General features: G+C 63.6%; 11 protein-coding genes. 9 read left to right on the top strand and 2 right to left on the bottom strand.

Going from position 1 to position 16,012, the window contains the following annotated elements:
• Window positions 1–20: 20 nt before the first annotated feature.
• A complete protein-coding gene (locus QZY44_RS16795; protein ID WP_295448590.1) occupies window positions 21–425 on the bottom strand; it encodes a hemerythrin family protein in 405 nt (134 codons plus the stop codon).
• Window positions 426–469: 44 nt separating this feature from the next.
• On the bottom strand, window positions 470–1,990 hold the full coding sequence (locus QZY44_RS16790) for a leucyl aminopeptidase (protein ID WP_295448587.1): 1,521 nt from the start codon (window positions 1,988–1,990) through the stop codon (window positions 470–472).
• Window positions 1,991–2,154: 164 nt separating this feature from the next.
• On the opposite strand from QZY44_RS16790, the gene lptG reads away from it, so the two are divergent.
• The 9 genes from lptG to QZY44_RS16745 all read left to right on the top strand — a co-directional run bounded on the left by lptG (window position 2,155) and on the right by QZY44_RS16745 (window position 15,633).
• Window positions 2,155–3,219 carry an LPS export ABC transporter permease LptG gene (lptG, locus tag QZY44_RS16785; RefSeq protein WP_295448622.1) on the top strand — a complete coding sequence of 355 codons (1,065 nt, stop codon included), beginning with the start codon at window positions 2,155–2,157 and terminating at the stop codon, window positions 3,217–3,219.
• Between the two features lie 36 nt (window positions 3,220–3,255).
• A complete protein-coding gene (locus tag QZY44_RS16780; RefSeq protein WP_295448584.1) occupies window positions 3,256–5,409 on the top strand; it encodes a site-specific DNA-methyltransferase in 2,154 nt (717 codons plus the stop codon).
• Between the two features lie 14 nt (window positions 5,410–5,423).
• Window positions 5,424–6,512, top strand: a complete 1,089-nt coding sequence (locus tag QZY44_RS16775) for a virulence RhuM family protein (RefSeq protein ID WP_295448581.1) — start codon at window positions 5,424–5,426, stop codon at window positions 6,510–6,512.
• Window positions 6,509–9,520 (top strand): DEAD/DEAH box helicase family protein, encoded by a 3,012-nt coding sequence (locus QZY44_RS16770; protein ID WP_295448578.1) that lies wholly within the window; start codon window positions 6,509–6,511, stop codon window positions 9,518–9,520. Before QZY44_RS16775 ends, QZY44_RS16770 begins: the two co-directional genes overlap by 4 nt.
• Before the next feature lie 329 nt (window positions 9,521–9,849).
• Window positions 9,850–11,394: an ATP-binding protein gene (locus tag QZY44_RS16765; protein WP_295448575.1), complete on the top strand. Its 1,545-nt coding sequence runs from the start codon at window positions 9,850–9,852 to the stop codon at window positions 11,392–11,394.
• Between the two features lie 41 nt (window positions 11,395–11,435).
• A complete protein-coding gene (locus QZY44_RS16760) occupies window positions 11,436–12,644 on the top strand; it encodes a hypothetical protein (RefSeq protein ID WP_295448571.1) in 1,209 nt (402 codons plus the stop codon).
• Between the two features lie 107 nt (window positions 12,645–12,751).
• On the top strand, window positions 12,752–13,852 hold the full coding sequence (locus QZY44_RS16755; RefSeq protein ID WP_295448568.1) for an alkene reductase: 1,101 nt from the start codon (window positions 12,752–12,754) through the stop codon (window positions 13,850–13,852).
• A gap of 14 nt (window positions 13,853–13,866) precedes the next feature.
• Window positions 13,867–15,021, top strand: coding sequence for an iron-containing alcohol dehydrogenase (locus QZY44_RS16750; RefSeq protein WP_295448565.1), 1,155 nt, complete (start codon window positions 13,867–13,869; stop codon window positions 15,019–15,021).
• Window positions 15,022–15,189: 168 nt separating this feature from the next.
• Window positions 15,190–15,633, top strand: a complete 444-nt coding sequence (locus QZY44_RS16745) for a transposase (protein ID WP_295448563.1) — start codon at window positions 15,190–15,192, stop codon at window positions 15,631–15,633.
• Window positions 15,634–16,012 lie beyond the last annotated feature (379 nt).

Raw genomic sequence — 16,012 nt, 5'->3', positions numbered from 1 at the left:
TCGCGGCCGGGGGGCCGCTCCTACGACCGCGAGCGGGCGTGCAGGGCGTAGAGCACATCCTCGTCCGCGATGTGCTCGACCAGCCAGTCCTGGGTGAGGTCGAGCGCCCGGTCGGCCAGGTCCTGGCTGGGACCGAAGGTCGCAAGGTCCTCGGCCAGCGCATCCAGGCGTGCGAAGAAGGCGACATGCAGCGCCTGGTGGGCCTTGAGCGCCGGATAGTCATGCTTGCGCATGAAGGCCTCTTCGGCCTGGAAGTGGCTGTCGGCATAGTGGCGCATGAAGGCGAGCGCCTCCTGCACCCCCTGCTTGGCATCGCGGTCCAGGATCTGCTCGTAGAGGCGGTGGGAGGCGGCAAAGAATCCCTGGTGTTGTTCATCGATTTCGGGGATGCCGACGGAGTAAACGTCTGACCAGTCGCGTAGCATGGGTCACCTGTAGAGTTTGAAATAAAAGGAAATGATGGGGTCGTTTAAGTGCTCGCGCTGAGCACTCCGCTGCGCTCCAGCAGGACCTGCACCAAGAGCGGCACCGGCCGGCCGGTGCCGCCTTTCTCCTTGCCGCTCAGCCAGGCGGTGCCGGCGATGTCGAGATGCGCCCAAGGGAACTTTTTCGCATAACGGGAGAGGAAACAGGCCGCCGTGATAGCGCCGCCGTCGCGCCCGCCGACGTTGGCCATGTCCGCGAAGTTGCTGTCGAGCTGGGCCTGGTAGTCCTCCCACAGGGGTAGACGCCAGACCCGGTCCCAGGCGGCGACGCCCGCCGCCTGCAGCTCGCTGGCGAGCTGATCGTCGGCGGTGAAAAGCCCGGAGGCGTGCTTGCCTAGGGCGACCACGCAGGCCCCGGTGAGGGTGGCCAAGTCGATGACCACGGCCGGGTCGAAGCGCTCGCTGTAGGTGAGTGCATCGCAGAGGATCAGCCGGCCCTCGGCGTCGGTGTTGAGAATCTCGATGGTCTGGCCGGACAGACTCTTGACGATATCGCCGGGCTTGTTGGCGTCCCCATCCGGCAGGTTCTCGGAGGCCGGGACCACGCCGATCAGGTGGATCGGCAGGTCGAGTTCACAGGCCGCCTGGACGGCACCGAACACGCTGGCACCGCCGCACATGTCGTATTTCATCTCGTCCATGTCGGCGCCGGGCTTGAGCGAGATGCCGCCGGCGTCGAAGGTGAGCCCCTTGCCCACCAGCACCACCGGTCGTTGGGCCGCGGCGGCGCCCTGCCCGGCGCCCTGATAGTGAAACACGATGAGCTTGGCCGGCTGGCGGCTGCCGCGCGACACCGAGAGCAGGGCGCCCATGCCCAACTCCTCCATCTGGGCCTCTTCCAGCACCTCCACCGAGAGCGTGTCGAAGCGTGCGGCCAGGTCGTGGGCCTGGTCCGCCAGATAGGACGGCGTGCAGAGGTTGCCGGGCAGGTTGCCCAGTTCCCTGGCGAGCGTTACACCTTCGGCGATGGCGGCGCCGTGCCGCAGCGCCTGCTCGGCCTCATCGGACTCCTGCTTCTTGGTGACCCACAGGGTCAGGGTGCGCAACGGGGTCTTGGGGGCCTGCTTGTCGTCCTTGGTCTGGCTGTAGCGGTAGACCCGCTCGGCGGCGGTGGTCACGGCATCGCGCACCGCCAGATAATGGCTCAAGCCCTCCGGGGCGGCCTCCGCCAGGGTGGACAGGGCTTCGCCTGCATGGGTGCGCTGGAGCAGGTCCACCGACGCCGCGAGCGCCTGGCGGTAGGTGGCGCGGGTGGCCTCCTTGCGCTTGCCGCAACCCACCAACAGCACCCGCTCCGCCGCCACCCCGGGCAGGTCGTAGAGCATCAGTGTGCGGCCGGGCTCCCCGTCCAGGTCGCCCTTCTTCAGCAGTTCGGTGAGCCGTCCGCCGCTGGCCTTGTCGATGACCTCGCCGGCGGGTGCGAGTTTGCGCTTCTCGAAGACGCCCAGGACCAGGCATGGGGTCTTGTGCTTGGCGAGGTCGCCGGACTTGATCTTAAACTCCATCGGGGGGTACCTCAGGGACGGTTCTTTGGTGGGGCATTCGGGTTAGGATGCTTGCGGTGTTCGAGTCTACCGGATTGCGCGCCGGAGCCGAAGCCGCCGGGACCGGTCCCGGCCGGTCGGCAGTCATCAGTGGGGGCGATTGTGCGAGGAGACGGGCTGTGGGACTGAGAATTCTTGACCGCTATCTGGCGGGGGCCGTGATTGGGGGCACCCTCCTGACCCTCGGGGTGCTCCTGCCCCTGCTTGGGTTTTTTCTCCTGGCCACTGAATTGGAACAGGTGGGGGTGGGCGGCTACCGCTTCCAGGATGCCCTGATGTTCTCGCTGTACAGTCTGCCCCGCTATGCCTATCAGGTCTTTCCCATCGCCACCCTGATCGGTGCCCTGCTCGGCCTGGGCGCCCTGGCCAACCGCTCAGAGCTGGTGGCGATGCGCGCCGCCGGGATCTCGGTGGCGCGGATCACGGGGTCCGGGCTGATGGGCGGGGTGCTGCTCGCGCTGGGCGCCATGCTGATCGGTGAGGTGGCGGCCCCGGTTGCCGACCAGCACGGGCTGGAGATCAAGCGCGCCGCGCTCTCCGGGGAGGCGGCCCAACGGACCACGGCCGGTTTCTGGGCGGTCGACCAGGGGGCCTACATCAACATCCGCGAGATCCTCTCCGGTACCAGCCTGCACGACATCTTCATCTACCAGGCCGACAACGCCGCCGGGACGCTGATCGCGACCCATGCCGCGGGCGCGCGTTATCACGACGGTCACTGGGTCCTGGAGGACATCTCGCGTAGCCGGGTCAGCCAGGCCGGGGTGCAGGTGGAGCGCCTGCCCAATGCCGACTGGAGTTCACTGCTGAGCCCGGGGATTCTGGAGGTGGTGGTGGTGGATCCACGCATCCTGCCGGTCTGGGGGTTATGGAAATACATCAGCTTCATGACCATCAACGCCCAGGACGCGAGCAACTACGAGGTGATCTTCTGGGGTCGGCTCGTCTACCCCCTGCTGACCCTCTCCATGGTGCTGGTCGCCATCCCCATCCTGATCGGTTCGGCGCGCACCCGCGGCGCCGGGGTGCGGGCCTTTTTCGCGATCCTGGTCGGCATCCTCTATTACGTGGTGAGCCGCCTCTTCTCCTATATGGCGCTGCTGTATGGCCTGAGCCCGCTGGCGGCGGCCCTGGCCCCGCCGCTGCTGTTCATCACGGCGGCCTTGCTGTTGCTGCAAAGGGTGGGTTGACGGGGCGGATTTCTGATTTCTGACTATCTTCCGCTGTTGCTGGATCGTTCCGGCTGCCCTTTAAATCAACAATCAAAAATCATAAATCGAAAATCAACAATGAAACGTCTTCATCCCAAGGCCGATGGCGCATCGGCCGATATCACGGCCGAGAACATTGCGGCACTCAAGGCACTGTTTCCCGAGTGCGTGACCGAGGGTAAGGTCGATTTCGAGGTCCTGCGCGAATTGCTCGGCAGTGAGATCGAGGACCGCCCCGAGCGCTACAGCTTCAACTGGCACGGCAAGAGCCGGGCGCGGCGGATTGCGCAGACCCCGTCGACGGGAACGCTGCGGCCTTGTCGGGAAGAGTCGGTCAATTGGGATACCACACAGAATGTCTTTATCGAGGGCGATAATCTGGAAGCCCTGAAGTTGTTGCAGAAAAGCTATCACCAGCGGGTCCATGTTATCTATATCGATCCGCCATATAATACGGGAGGGGAGTTCATCTATCCGGATCGATATCAGGATAACCTTGAGACCTATTTGCAATATACCGGTCAGGTGGATGCTGCCGGGCTAAAGGTTTCAGCCAATACGGAGTCTGGCGGGCGCTATCATACCAATTGGTTGAATATGATGTACCCGCGACTAAAGCTTGCGCGAAATCTTTTGGTCCGTGAAGGGGTTATTCTAATATCAATTGATGAGCATGAATTTGCGAACTTGCGCAAGCTCGCCGATGAGGTCTTTGGGGAAGAGAATTTTATTGCTGAATTAGTCTGGGAAAAAACACGGAAAAACGACGCGAAGCTTTTCAGTGTTGGCCATGAGTACATCCTAGTTTACGCCCGTGACCTACAGCGCCTAAAAGACGCCAATACCACATGGCGCGAGCCGAAGCCTGGTGCCGCTGAAATCATTGAACAGTGGCGAAAGCTAAGGGTGGAGCATGGTTTGAATTTCACCGTCATGGAAAGCGCGTTGCGCGAGTGGTATAAGTCTTTGCCGATGGCCCATCCCTCAAGAAAACTGAGCCGTTATAAGCATATCGATGAAAACGGACCATGGCGCGACCGGGATATTTCGTGGCCTGGCGGGGGTGGGCCAAGGTACGACGTTCTTCATCCGACCACAGGGGTGCCGTGTAAGGTTCCAGAGCGAGGGTGGACGTTTGGCACACCAGAAGCGATGCAGCGTCAAATAGCGCTCGGGCTCATCGTGTTTCGCGAAGATCATACCAAGCCACCGTTCTGCAAAGCCCATCTGCTGTCCTTGCCTGAAGAGGACTACGGCCCCGAGTCTGAGGCGGATGAAGAAGATGAGGGCGAAGAGGATTCTGTCGTCGCGGGCCTGCAGGTCATGCCCAGTGTCATTTATAAACAGTCACAGGTCGCGACAAAATATCTTAGGGGCTTAATGGGGGACAAGATTTTCGATAATCCGAAGGACCACGAGGTGCTGGCGCGCCTGATTCGATATCTGGCACCTGCTGACGGCGTGGTCTTCGATTTCTTTGCTGGTTCATGCGCGACAGCAGAATCGGTGCTGCGCTTGAATGAAGCGGATGGTGGGACGCGAAAGTTTGTGGTGGTCCAATTGCCGGAACAGCTCGATCCAACAAAAAAGGAGCAGTTGCCGGGGTATAAGTTTTGCCGCGCTATCGGAATCGCGCCAAACATCGCTGAAATAGCGAAAGAGCGTCTGCGTCGCGTCGCCAATAGGATCGCGGCCGAAGCAAGTGCATCATTGGTGTCCGGATCGCAGCCGGACGCGGCTGTCAGCCATGATACCGGTTTCAAGGTCTTCAAGTTAAGCGCGAGCAACGTTCGGGCCTGGGATGCCGCGTTCGAAAACCTTGAGCCAGCCCTCCTCGACGCCGTCGAGAACATCAAATCCGACCGCACCGAGTTGGATATCCTCTATGAGCTGTTGCTCAAATACGGTCTGGACCTCGCCGTCCCGGTCGACGAGCGGGAGATCGCGGGCACGACGGTCTATGTCGTGGGCGGCGGGGCGCTGATCGTCTGCCTCGCCGATGGCATCACACTGGAGGTCGTCGAGGGGATCGCGGCGCTGAAGGCGGAGCTTACGCCCGAGATCATGCGCGTGGTCTTCAAGGATACCGGCTTTCCGGATGATGTGGTCAAGACCAACACGGTCCAGGTCCTGCGCCACGCGGGGATCGACGACGTGAAGAGCCTGTAGTCGGAGGTATCGCTATGACCGACCAGGCCGACGACGACACACCAGCCGCTGAGATCCCTTCAGCCCGTGGGGAGATCCTGTTCTATCAGACCGAGGACGGCGGCACCCGTGTCGCGTGCCGCTTCGAGGACGAGAGCGTCTGGCTCAGTCAGGCGCTGATGGTGGAATTGTTCCAAACATCTAAACAAAACATCAGTCTGCATCTCAAGAACGTGTTCGATGAAGGGGAATTAGAGCCGCATCGAGTCGTCAAGGATTACTTGATAACTGCAGTCGATGGCAAGGTTTATCGGGTCAAACACTACAACCTGGACGCGGTGATTGCGGTTGGTTACCGGATACGCAGTCGTCGCGGTACGCACTTCCGGCAATGGGCAACGCAGACGCTCCGTGAGTACCTGCTCAAGGGTTTCGTCATGGACGACGAGCGCCTGAAGAATCCCCCAATCGCCGGCTCGGGCGTGCCGGATTACTTTGACCAGCTGCTGGAGCGTATCCGCGACATCCGCGCCAGCGAGCGGCGGATGTACCTGCGCGTGCGCGAGATCTTCGCGATGGCCGCGGACTACGAGCCATCGTCAGCCGATACCACCCGTTTCTTCCAGACCATCCAGAATAAGCTCCATTTCGCCGCCACCGGACTCACGGCCCCTGAACTGATCCGTAGCCGTGCCGATCATCAGTTGCCCAACATGGGTCTGAGGAGTTGGAAGTCCGGTGAGGTGCGTAAGGGTGACGTGACCATCGGCAAGAACTATCTCAATGAGCCGGAAATCGACGAGCTGAATCGGATCGTCGTCATGTGGCTGGACTACGCGGAAGATCAGGCACGGCGCCGCAAGCAGGTGTTCATGCAGGATTGGGAGGAGCGGCTGGACGCCTTTCTCGCCTTCAATGACCGTCGCGTGCTGCCGGATGCGGGGAAGGTGACGAGGACGTCTGCGGATAGCTTCGCCAAGGAGGAATACGAGAAATTCGCGCAGCGTCGGCGGTCCTTTAAAGAGACCGAGGGCGAGCGGGCGGCGATGCAAGCGCTTGAGCAACTGGCACGCGATCTGCCGCAGCCGCGCGATGAATGTGACGATGGGAGCGAGATCTTGTGAAGATTCAATTTTCGGCGGACCTTGACTATCAGGCCGAGGCCATCGCCGCCATCGTCGCTGTATTCCAGGGCCAAGAGACCTGCCGGACCAATTTTACTGTGGCCTCGCTGACGGATCATCCGCAGATGGACCTGGCATTGGAGGGCGAGGAGAGCGATCTGGGGATCGGCAACCGTTTGCGGTTGCTGGACGAAGACATCCTGAGGAATGTCCGGGCGGTGCAGTTACGCAACGGATTGCCGCCGTCCGCGGCGCTCAATGGGATGAACTTCACGGTCGAGATGGAGACCGGCACCGGCAAGACCTATGTGTATCTGCGCAGTATTTTCGAGCTGCACCGTGCCTACGGCTTCACCAAATTCATCATCGTCGTGCCCTCGATTGCCGTCAAGGAGGGCGTCTACAAGTCGCTCCAGATGACCGAGGACCACTTTCGTGGGCTCTACGAGAATGTGCGGCTCGACTATTTCGTCTATGACTCCCAGAAGCTCAGCGATGTGCGCAACTTTGCGACCAGCGACAGCATCCAGGTCATGGTGATCAATATCGATGCCTTCCGCAAGAGCTTCACTGACCCGTCCAAAGAGGACAAGGCCAACATCATCCATCGGCCCCACGACCGAATGACCGGCAGCCGGCCCATCGAGTTCATCCAGGCGACCAACCCGATCGTGATCATCGACGAGCCCCAGAGTGTGGATACCACGCCCAAGAGCCGTCAGGCGATCGGCTCACTGAATGCGCTCTGCACCCTGCGTTACTCGGCGACCCATGTCGAGAAACACAACATGCTGTTTCGTCTGGACTCGGTCGACGCCTACGAGCGCAAGCTGGTCAAGCAGATCGAAGTGGCCGGGATCGAGGTCGAGGACGGCTTCAACCGGGCCTATGTGAAGTTGCTGGCGCTCGACAATCGCCACGGTGGCGTGCGGGCGCGCATCGAGTTGGACCTGCTGCAAAAGGGCGGAGCGGTGGCGCGCACGGCCAAATGGGTGCGTACTGGCGACGACCTGCTGGACCTGTCCGGCGGGCGTTCGGTTTACGACGGCTATATCATCGAGGATATCGACTGCACCCCGGGTAGGGAGTACATCAGCTTTACCAGTAAGCCTGACATCGTGCGGCTGAACGAGAGTATTGGTGAGGTGGACACGGACCATTATAAGCGCTTGCAGATTCGCAAGACGGTGCAGGCCCATCTGGAGAAGGAGCTGCTGCTGCGCCCTAAAGGAATCAAGGTGTTGAGCCTGTTCTTTATCGATCGGGTCGCAAACTATCGCGGTTACGATGAACAAGGCAATGCCCAGCCGGGCAAGTACGCACGGATGTTCGAGGAGGAATATGCCACGGAGATCAAGAAGCCAAAGTATGATAGCCTGTTTGGCGAGATCGACCGGGCCACGGCCGTTGAGGGAATTCACGACGGCTATTTCGCCGCCGACAAAAAAAAGGTCGCCGGGCGCGCCGTGACCCTGTTCAAGGAGTCCAAGGGCGAGGGCACGACGGCCGCCGACGAGGACGCCTACAATACGATCATGCGCGACAAGGAGTGGTTGCTGAGCTTTGATTGCAGGCTCAAGTTCATCTTCTCACATTCGGCCTTGCGCGAGGGCTGGGACAACCCGAACGTCTTCCAGATCTGCACCCTGAATGAAACGGCCTCAGTGATGAAGAAACGCCAGGAGATCGGGCGTGGATTGCGCATCGCGGTGAATCAGGCGGGCGAGCGCGTCTACGGATTCGACGTCAATCGGCTCACGGTGATGGCCAACGAATCCTATCACCGATTCGCCGAGCAGCTCCAGCGGGAGATCGAGCAGGAGACCGGCATCCGCTTCGGCCTGGTAGAGACCCACCTGTTCGCGAATATCCCGGTGACCGACGGTGCGGGACACACCGCCTATCTCGGCACTGAGGCGTCTGCGGCGATCTGGAACCACCTGTGCTCCAAGGGTTACATCGACAGCAAGGGGCATGTCCAGGATGCCTTGAAGACGGCGCTGAAGCAGAACACGGTGGAGCTTCCCGAGCCATTCCAGGCCCAGGCCGAACAGGTCCAGGCGGTCCTGCGCAAGGTGGCCGGCAACCTGAATATCCAGAACAAGGATAAAGGCCGGCCGGTCAAGCTCAATAAGGGCGTATTCCTGGGCGAGGATTTCAAGCGGCTGTGGGAGCAGATCAAGTACCGCACCACCTTCCGGGTCGAGTTCGATTCCGAGAAGCTGATTGAGACCTGTGCCACTGAGATCCGCGATCATCTCAAGGTTGGCCGGGCGCGCTTTGTGACGCGCACGGCCCGCATCGGCATCGACCGCGGCGGTGTAGCGGCCCAGGAGATTGCGGAGTCGGTGGCGGTGTTCGATGGGCGGGATTATCAGTTGCCCGACGTGGTGGGCTATCTGCAGAACGAGACCAACCTGACCAGGCGTTCGCTTGTAGCGATCATGATCCGTAGCGGTCGGCTGGCGGACTTCAAGAATAATCCGCAGAAGTATATCGAACAGGTTGCGGCCATCATCAAGCGGCAGATGCGGCTCTTCATCGTGGACGGGATCAAGTATCAGCGCATCGGCGATCAGCATTGCTATGCCCAGGAGCTGTTCGCGCAAAACGAGCTGTTCGGTTATCTCAGCAAGAATATGATCGCGAGTGCCAAGTCGGTCTATGACCATGTGGTCTACGATTCAGAGGTGGAGGAGGGGTTTGCCCGCTCCTTTGAGCAGAGCGACGAGGTGAAGGTGTTCGCCAAGCTGCCGGGATGGTTCAAGATCGACACGCCGCTCGGCAGCTATAACCCGGATTGGGCGGTGCTGGCACAGACCCATGGCCAGCAGCGGTTGTTCTTTGTCGTGGAGTCCAAGGGGAGTCTATTCAGCGACGCCCTGCGGCCCATCGAACAGGGTAAGATCGACTGCGGCAAGGCCCACTTCAAGGCGCTTGGAACGGAGGTTCAATTCACCGTTGCCAACAACTATTCGGCATTCAGCGGCGAGCTGACTGGGGCTTAGAGCCGGCGCTGCTGGCGTCGGCGCCAAGGGCGGCGCGCGGCACCGTCGCCGGGGTTGGGTAAATTTCGGAGCCTGCCCGGCGTTGTCGCGCCCCAGGCCCCATCGTCATGCGCAAATCGACCTTGCCCGGTCGTCGCGTGCTCGCCGCCCGGACCGCGACGCGGCCCTGGCCTCGTCGCGGCTGAAGCCGCTCCCACGGGGGGAGACTTCCCGAGTCGTCGCGGCCTGGGGGCCGCTCCTACGGGTGCGATGAATGCTCGATAGGAGCGTCGACCGGCAAACGGCTATGATGACCGCCTGACTATCCGCCATTCACCCGGAGCCCCCCCATGTCGCGCCGCAGACTGCCGATCGGCATTCAGACCTTCGCCAAGATCCGCGCGGACGACCATTACTATGTCGACAAGACCGGCTTCATCCGCCAACTGATCGACGAGGGCAGCCACTATTTTCTGTCACGCCCGCGGCGCTTCGGCAAGTCCCTGCTGCTCGACACCTTGGGCGAACTCTTCGCCGGTCACGAGGCACTGTTCCGGGGGCTCATGATCCACCCGCACTGGGATTGGACCACCCGCTACCCGGTCATCCGCCTGAGTTTCGGCGGCGGGATGGTGCGCGATGGCCTGGAACTGGACGGCAAGGTGCGGGAACAACTACGCATCAACCAGGCGGCACTGGGGTTGACCAGTACTGAAACCGGCATCGCCGCTTGGTTTGCGCAGTTGATCCAACAGGCCCATGCCGCCACCGGCCACCGGGTGGTGGTGCTGGTCGACGAATACGACAAGCCGATCCTGGACAACCTGACGGATCCCGACACCGCCCGGGTCATGCGCGATGGGCTGCGCAACCTCTATTCGGTCATCAAGGACAACGACGCCCACATCCACTTCGTGTTCCTGACCGGGGTCAGCAAATTCAGCAAGGTCAGCATCTTCTCGGGCCTCAATAATCTGAAGGACATCACGATCGATGCCCGGTACTCGGCTCTGTGCGGCTATACCGAGACCGATGTCGATACCGTCTTTGCACCCGAACTCCCGGGTCTGGATCGCGCCGAGATCCGCCGTTGGTACAACGGTTACAACTGGATGGGCGAGGCGGTCTACAACCCCTTCGACCTGCTCCTGCTGTTCGATGCACGCGAATTCCGCACCTGGTGGTTCGAGACCGGCACCCCGACCTTTCTGGTCGACCTGCTCACCGAGCGCGGCTTTTTTACCCCGACACTCGCCCGCCTGCGCGCCGATGAGGCACTGTTGTCGGCCTTCGACGTCGATCATCTGGGCACTGAGGCGCTGCTGTGGCAGACCGGCTATCTTACCTTCACCGGCTCACGGCGCCTCGGCGCCCGGCTCGAATATACCCTGGGCTATCCCAACCTGGAGGTGGAGAGCGCGCTCAATGACAGCCTGGTCAAGACCCTGATTGGCCAGCCGGGACGCGTCAGCGAACTGGCGAGCCGGCTCTATGATGTATTGATGGCCGGGGATTTCGATGCCCTGCGCGACCATCTCACCAGCCTTTTCGCGGCGATCCCGCATCACTGGCACGACGGCCACCCGCTGGCCCGCTACGAGGGCTATTACGCCAGTGTCTTCTATAGCCATTTCGCCGCCCTCGGGTTGGACCTGACGGCCGAGGATGCCACCCAGCTGGGCCGCATCGACCTGACGCTCAAATTCAACGGCCAGATATGGCTCTTCGAGTTCAAGGTGGTGGAGTCGGCACCCGCGGGCCGGGCGCTGCAACAGCTCAAGGAGCGCGGCTATGCCGACAAGTATCGTGCGACCGGCCAGCCGATCCACCTGATCGGGATCGAATTCAGCCGCGAGATCCGCACCCTGGTCGGCTTTGAGGTCGAGACCTTGTGACGGCAAGCACATTCCCTGATCTCATGCCAGGACTGACCGCCATGCCCACCACCTTGCCCAGCCGCCTCCTGCTCGCCGCCCTCTGTCTGTTGGCCGGCGCGGTGCTCGCCGAGCCCTTGGGTCAGACCCATTTCAGCAGCGCACCGGCCGGTCAGCTTCGGCAGTTCGACTACGGCTGGGTGGACCAGGCCGGGCGCCACACCCTGACCTTTCAGGTGGAGGCGGCGGCCATCGCCGCCGCGCGCAGTGACTTTCGCGCCTGGCGCAGCGCCGACCTGCAACAGGCCGCCGATGCGGAACTGGACCGTCAAACCAAACGCGCGGTGGACGACCTGGGGCGGGCCTACCCGGGGGTGGTGATCGAGCAACGCCCGGGCCACGGCATCACCTGGCGGGTCGCCCCGCCCGCCGACCTCGCGGCCCAAGAGCGTGCGCGGTTCGACGAGGCCATGGACCGGGCCTGTGCTGACATCCAATCGGACTACCCGGGGGCCAAAATCAGCCGGGGCGCGGACGGCAATTTCCAGCTCAAGGCGCGCTCCAAGGGCGACCTGGCGGCGATCGAGCAGCGCTTGGAGCTGGCCCAGAACGCCGCCAACCAGGCGTCGGCGCAGCTGGTGGCGCAGGCCCAGGGCCAGGTCGAGCGCCGCTCGCAGCGGATCGGTCAGGAGCTCGACCGCGAATTCGCGGCCATCAAACAGCGCATGGGCGACTTCAGGCTTGCCTATTTCCGCGAGCGCCTGTATCGGCTCGATGCCTCCGGCGAGCTCTGGCCCGATTACGCCCGTCTCGCCAGCCGTGCCCTGCCCAACCTCGCGCCGCTTGCCCTGGCCCTGGCCGTCCAGTTGCGGGGCCTGCCGGTCCACACGGTACTGACCCGGGCCATGGCCTTCATCCAGACCATCCCCTATGACCGGCTGAGTGACCGTGCGGCTGAAGCGGGTTTCCTGCCCCCGCTGGTGATGCTGGCCGAGAATCGGGGCGATTGCGATACCAAGTCGGTCGCCTTCGCTGCACTCGCCCACCTGCTGTATCCCCAGGTGCCCAGTGCATTGATCGTCGTGCGCAATCACGCCTTCCTCGGCTTGGGGTTGACGCCGCAAGCGGGGGATCGCTCCATCCAGTATGACCGTCGCACCTGGGTCTTGGCGGAGCCGGTCGGGCCTGGTGTGCTGCCGCTCGGTCAGGTCGGCGCCGAGTCACAGGCGGCGCTCGGGCGGATCATCGCGGTGGTGCCGCTGTTTCCCTGATGCGCGATGATAAAGGGGCGAAAGGCACCCATATCAGCAAGGCAATTCGCGGGCGGCAGTCGCACGTTCCCCGCCCACCCCGTCACCTATCGATCGAGGACTGACCCATGAGCGATCCCAGTACCAGCGACCTCTTCCAACCCTACCAACTCGGCAGCCTCACGCTTGCCAACCGCATTGTCATGGCCCCGCTGACGCGCAGCCGCGCGGGGGCCGGTGACGTGCCCACCCCCCTGATGGTTACCTACTATGCCCAGCGCGCCACCGCGGGGCTCATCATCACCGAGGCGTCACAGATCTCCCCTCAAGGCAAGGGCTACATCCAGACTCCGGGTATCTATTCGGACGCCCAGATCGCCGGTTGGAAGGAGATCACCGAGTCGGTCCATGCCCAGGGCGGCAAGATCGCCATCCAGCTCTGGCACGTCGGGCGCATCTCGCACCCGGAGCTCCAGGAGGGTGGGGCGCTGCCGGTGGCACCCTCGGCGGTGAAGCCGACGGGGCAGGTGTTCACCGGCCGCGGCATGGTGGACATGGTGACGCCGCGTGCACTGCGGCTCGATGAGCTCCCCGGTATCGTCGCCGACTACCGGCGTGCGGCGCAGAACGCACTGGCGGCCGGTTTCGACGGCGTGGAGATCCACTCGGCCAACGGCTATCTGCTCGATCAGTTCCTGCGCGACCAGACCAATTTGCGCACCGACGCCTACGGCGGCAGCATCGAGAACCGCGCCCGCCTGCTGCTGGAGGTCACCGACGCGGTGCTCGGGGTCTGGGACCACGATCGGGTTGGGGTGCGCCTGTCGCCGCTCTCGCCCGCCAACGACATCGCCGACAGCAACCCGGAACCGCTGTTTACCTATGTGGTCAGGGAGTTGTCGGCGCGTGGTCTGGGCTTCCTGCACGTCGTCGAAGGCGTGACCGGCGGTCCCCGCGAGACCGGCAGCAGTTTCAAGCTCGCGACCCTGCGCACGCTCTTCAAGGGCACCTATATCGGCAACAACGCCTATACCCGGGAGCTCGCACTGGCGACGCGCGCCGCCGACGGTGCCGACCTGATCGCCTTCGGCAAGCCATTCATCGCCAACCCTGACCTGGTGGAGCGGCTGCGCGAAAATGCCCCGCTCAATGAGCCCGACCAGGCCACCTTCTACGGCGGTGACGAACACGGCTACACCGATTATCCATTCCTCCCAGGCGCCGCGTGAGCGGGGGTTCGTCCATGCTGAACTTCACCTTCCAAAACCCGACCCGCATCCTCTTCGGCCAGGGCCGCATCGCCGACCTCAAGGACGAGGTCCCGACCGGTGCCCGGGTGCTGATCACCTACGGCGGCGGCAGCGTCGTCGCGACCGGTACCCTGGACGAGGTCCGTGCGGCGCTCACCGGCTTTACCGTGCATGAGTTCGGCGGCATCGAGCCGAACCCGACCTATGAAACCCTGATGCAGGCGGTCGAGCTGGCCCGTGCTGAAAAGATCGATTTCCTGCTCGCGGTGGGCGGTGGCTCGGTCATCGACGGCACCAAGTTCATCGCCGCCGCGATCCCCTTTGCCGGCGAGCCCTGGGACATCCTCGCCCGGCAGGCACCGATCACCAGCGCGGTCCCCTTTGGTACCGTGCTCACCCTGCCGGCCACCGGCTCGGAGATGAACTGCGGCGCCGTCGTCACCCGCCGCGCCACCCACGACAAGCTGGTCTTCATGAACCCGCTGGTCTTCCCGCGCTTCTCGGTGCTCGACCCGACCAAGACCTATACCCTGCCGCCGCGCCAGGTGGCCAATGGGGTGGTCGACGCCTTTGTACACATCACTGAGCAATACCTGACCTACCCGGCGGACGCCAAGGTGCAGGACCGCTTCGCCGAGGGGCTGCTGCTCACCCTGATCGAAGACGGGCCCGACGCCATCAACGAGCCCATCGACTACGCGGTGCGCGCCAACCTGATGTGGACGGCGACCCTGGCACTCAACGGCCTGATCGGCGCCGGCGTCCCCCAGGACTGGGCGACCCACATGCTCGGTCACGAGCTGACCGCGCTGCACGGGCTCGACCACGCCCAGACCCTGGCCATCGTGCTGCCGGCGATGCTGGATGTGCGGCGGGTGGAAAAGCACGCCAAGTTGCTGCAATACGCCCGGCGCGTCTGGGGCTTGCACGACGGGACCGAGGACGCGCGCATCGACCTGGCCATTGCCGAGACCCGGACCTTCTTCGAGTCGCTCGGGGTCCCGACCCGGCTCGCGGCCTATGGCATCGGCGCTGAGGCGATCCCGCCGCTGCTGGCCCAACTCGATCGGCACGGGCTGACCGCGCTGGGCGAACACCAGTCGTTCGGTCTGGCGGGTGCGCGGCAGGTGTTTGAGTTGGCGCTGTAACCCGGTCGCGGCCTGGGGGCCGCTCCTACCAGGGTGATCCCCGTAGGAGCGGCCCCCCGGCCGCGACGAGGCCCGCGTGATGCCCCAGACTGCTCGGAACTTGGCCGCGCCTATCACGTCACCATCACATCGTAGGAGCGGCCCCCCGGCCGCGACGAGGCACGCGCGATGCCCCAGACTGACCCCCACGCCAGGAACCTGCGCCTGGGCCGCTACTCGGAACTTGGTCGCGCGTACCACGTCACCACCACGACCTTGCACCAGGCCGCTGTGTTCGCGGACTTCCTCGCCGCCCGCACCCTGATCCAGTGTCTGAAGTCATCCGACGACCTGGCCCGCTCGGAAACCTTGGCCTTCGTCGTGATGCCCACCCACCTGCATTGGCTCTTTGTCCTGAAGGCGGGCAACCTGGCCGAGGTCGTCGGGGCGGTCAAGTCCGTATCCGCCCACCGTCTCGGGCGGCGCCTGTGGCAACCCGGCTATTTCGACCATGGGATACGCCGTGACGAGGACCTGCGCGGCGTGGCCCGCTACATCATCGCCAATCCGGTTCGCGCCCGGCTGGTGGAGCAGGTCGGCGATTACCCGCATTGGGATGCCATGTGGTTGTAACCCGCGCCACGGCCAGGGTGCACGCCCGGCCCGTCGCGGCCTGGGGGCCGCTCCTACCAGGGTGATCCGCGTAGGAGCGGCCCCCCGGCCGCGACGAGGCCCGCGCATCCGGCGCGGGATGGGCGGCGGATGCACCTGGGCAGTGTCCGCGCCACGGCCAATGGTTCACGCCCGGCCCGTCGCGGCCTGGGGGCCGCTGCTACCAGGGTGATCCGCGTAGGAGCGGCCCTCCGGCCGCGACGAGGCCCGCGCATCCGGCGCGGGATGGGTGGCGGATGCACCTGGGCAGTGCCCGCGCCGCGGCCAATGGTTCACGCCCGGCCCGTCGCGGCCTGGGGGCCGCTGCTACCAGGGTGATCCGCGTAGGAGCGGCCCTCCG

This window comes from uncultured Thiodictyon sp., assembly GCA_903837595.1.
GTDB lineage: Bacteria > Pseudomonadota > Gammaproteobacteria > Chromatiales > Chromatiaceae > Thiodictyon.
The sequence above is the reverse complement of the archived record's forward strand: the minus strand, read 5'-3'. Positions and strand labels throughout refer to the sequence as shown.

Bases quoted from the DNA above. Each gene is read 5' to 3' on its own strand.
- QZY44_RS16775 (WP_295448581.1), top strand. From the start codon at position 5,424: ATGACCGACCAGGCCGACGACGACACACCAGCCGCTGAGATCCCTTCA.
- QZY44_RS16765 (WP_295448575.1), top strand. From the start codon at position 9,850: ATGTCGCGCCGCAGACTGCCGATCGGCATTCAGACCTTCGCCAAGATC.
- QZY44_RS16745 (WP_295448563.1), top strand. From the start codon at position 15,190: ATGCCCCAGACTGACCCCCACGCCAGGAACCTGCGCCTGGGCCGCTAC.
- QZY44_RS16790 (WP_295448587.1), bottom strand. From the start codon at position 1,990: ATGGAGTTTAAGATCAAGTCCGGCGACCTCGCCAAGCACAAGACCCCA.
- QZY44_RS16795 (WP_295448590.1), bottom strand. From the start codon at position 425: ATGCTACGCGACTGGTCAGACGTTTACTCCGTCGGCATCCCCGAAATC.
- QZY44_RS16750 (WP_295448565.1), top strand. From the start codon at position 13,867: ATGCTGAACTTCACCTTCCAAAACCCGACCCGCATCCTCTTCGGCCAG.
- QZY44_RS16755 (WP_295448568.1), top strand. From the start codon at position 12,752: ATGAGCGATCCCAGTACCAGCGACCTCTTCCAACCCTACCAACTCGGC.
- QZY44_RS16760 (WP_295448571.1), top strand. From the start codon at position 11,436: ATGCCCACCACCTTGCCCAGCCGCCTCCTGCTCGCCGCCCTCTGTCTG.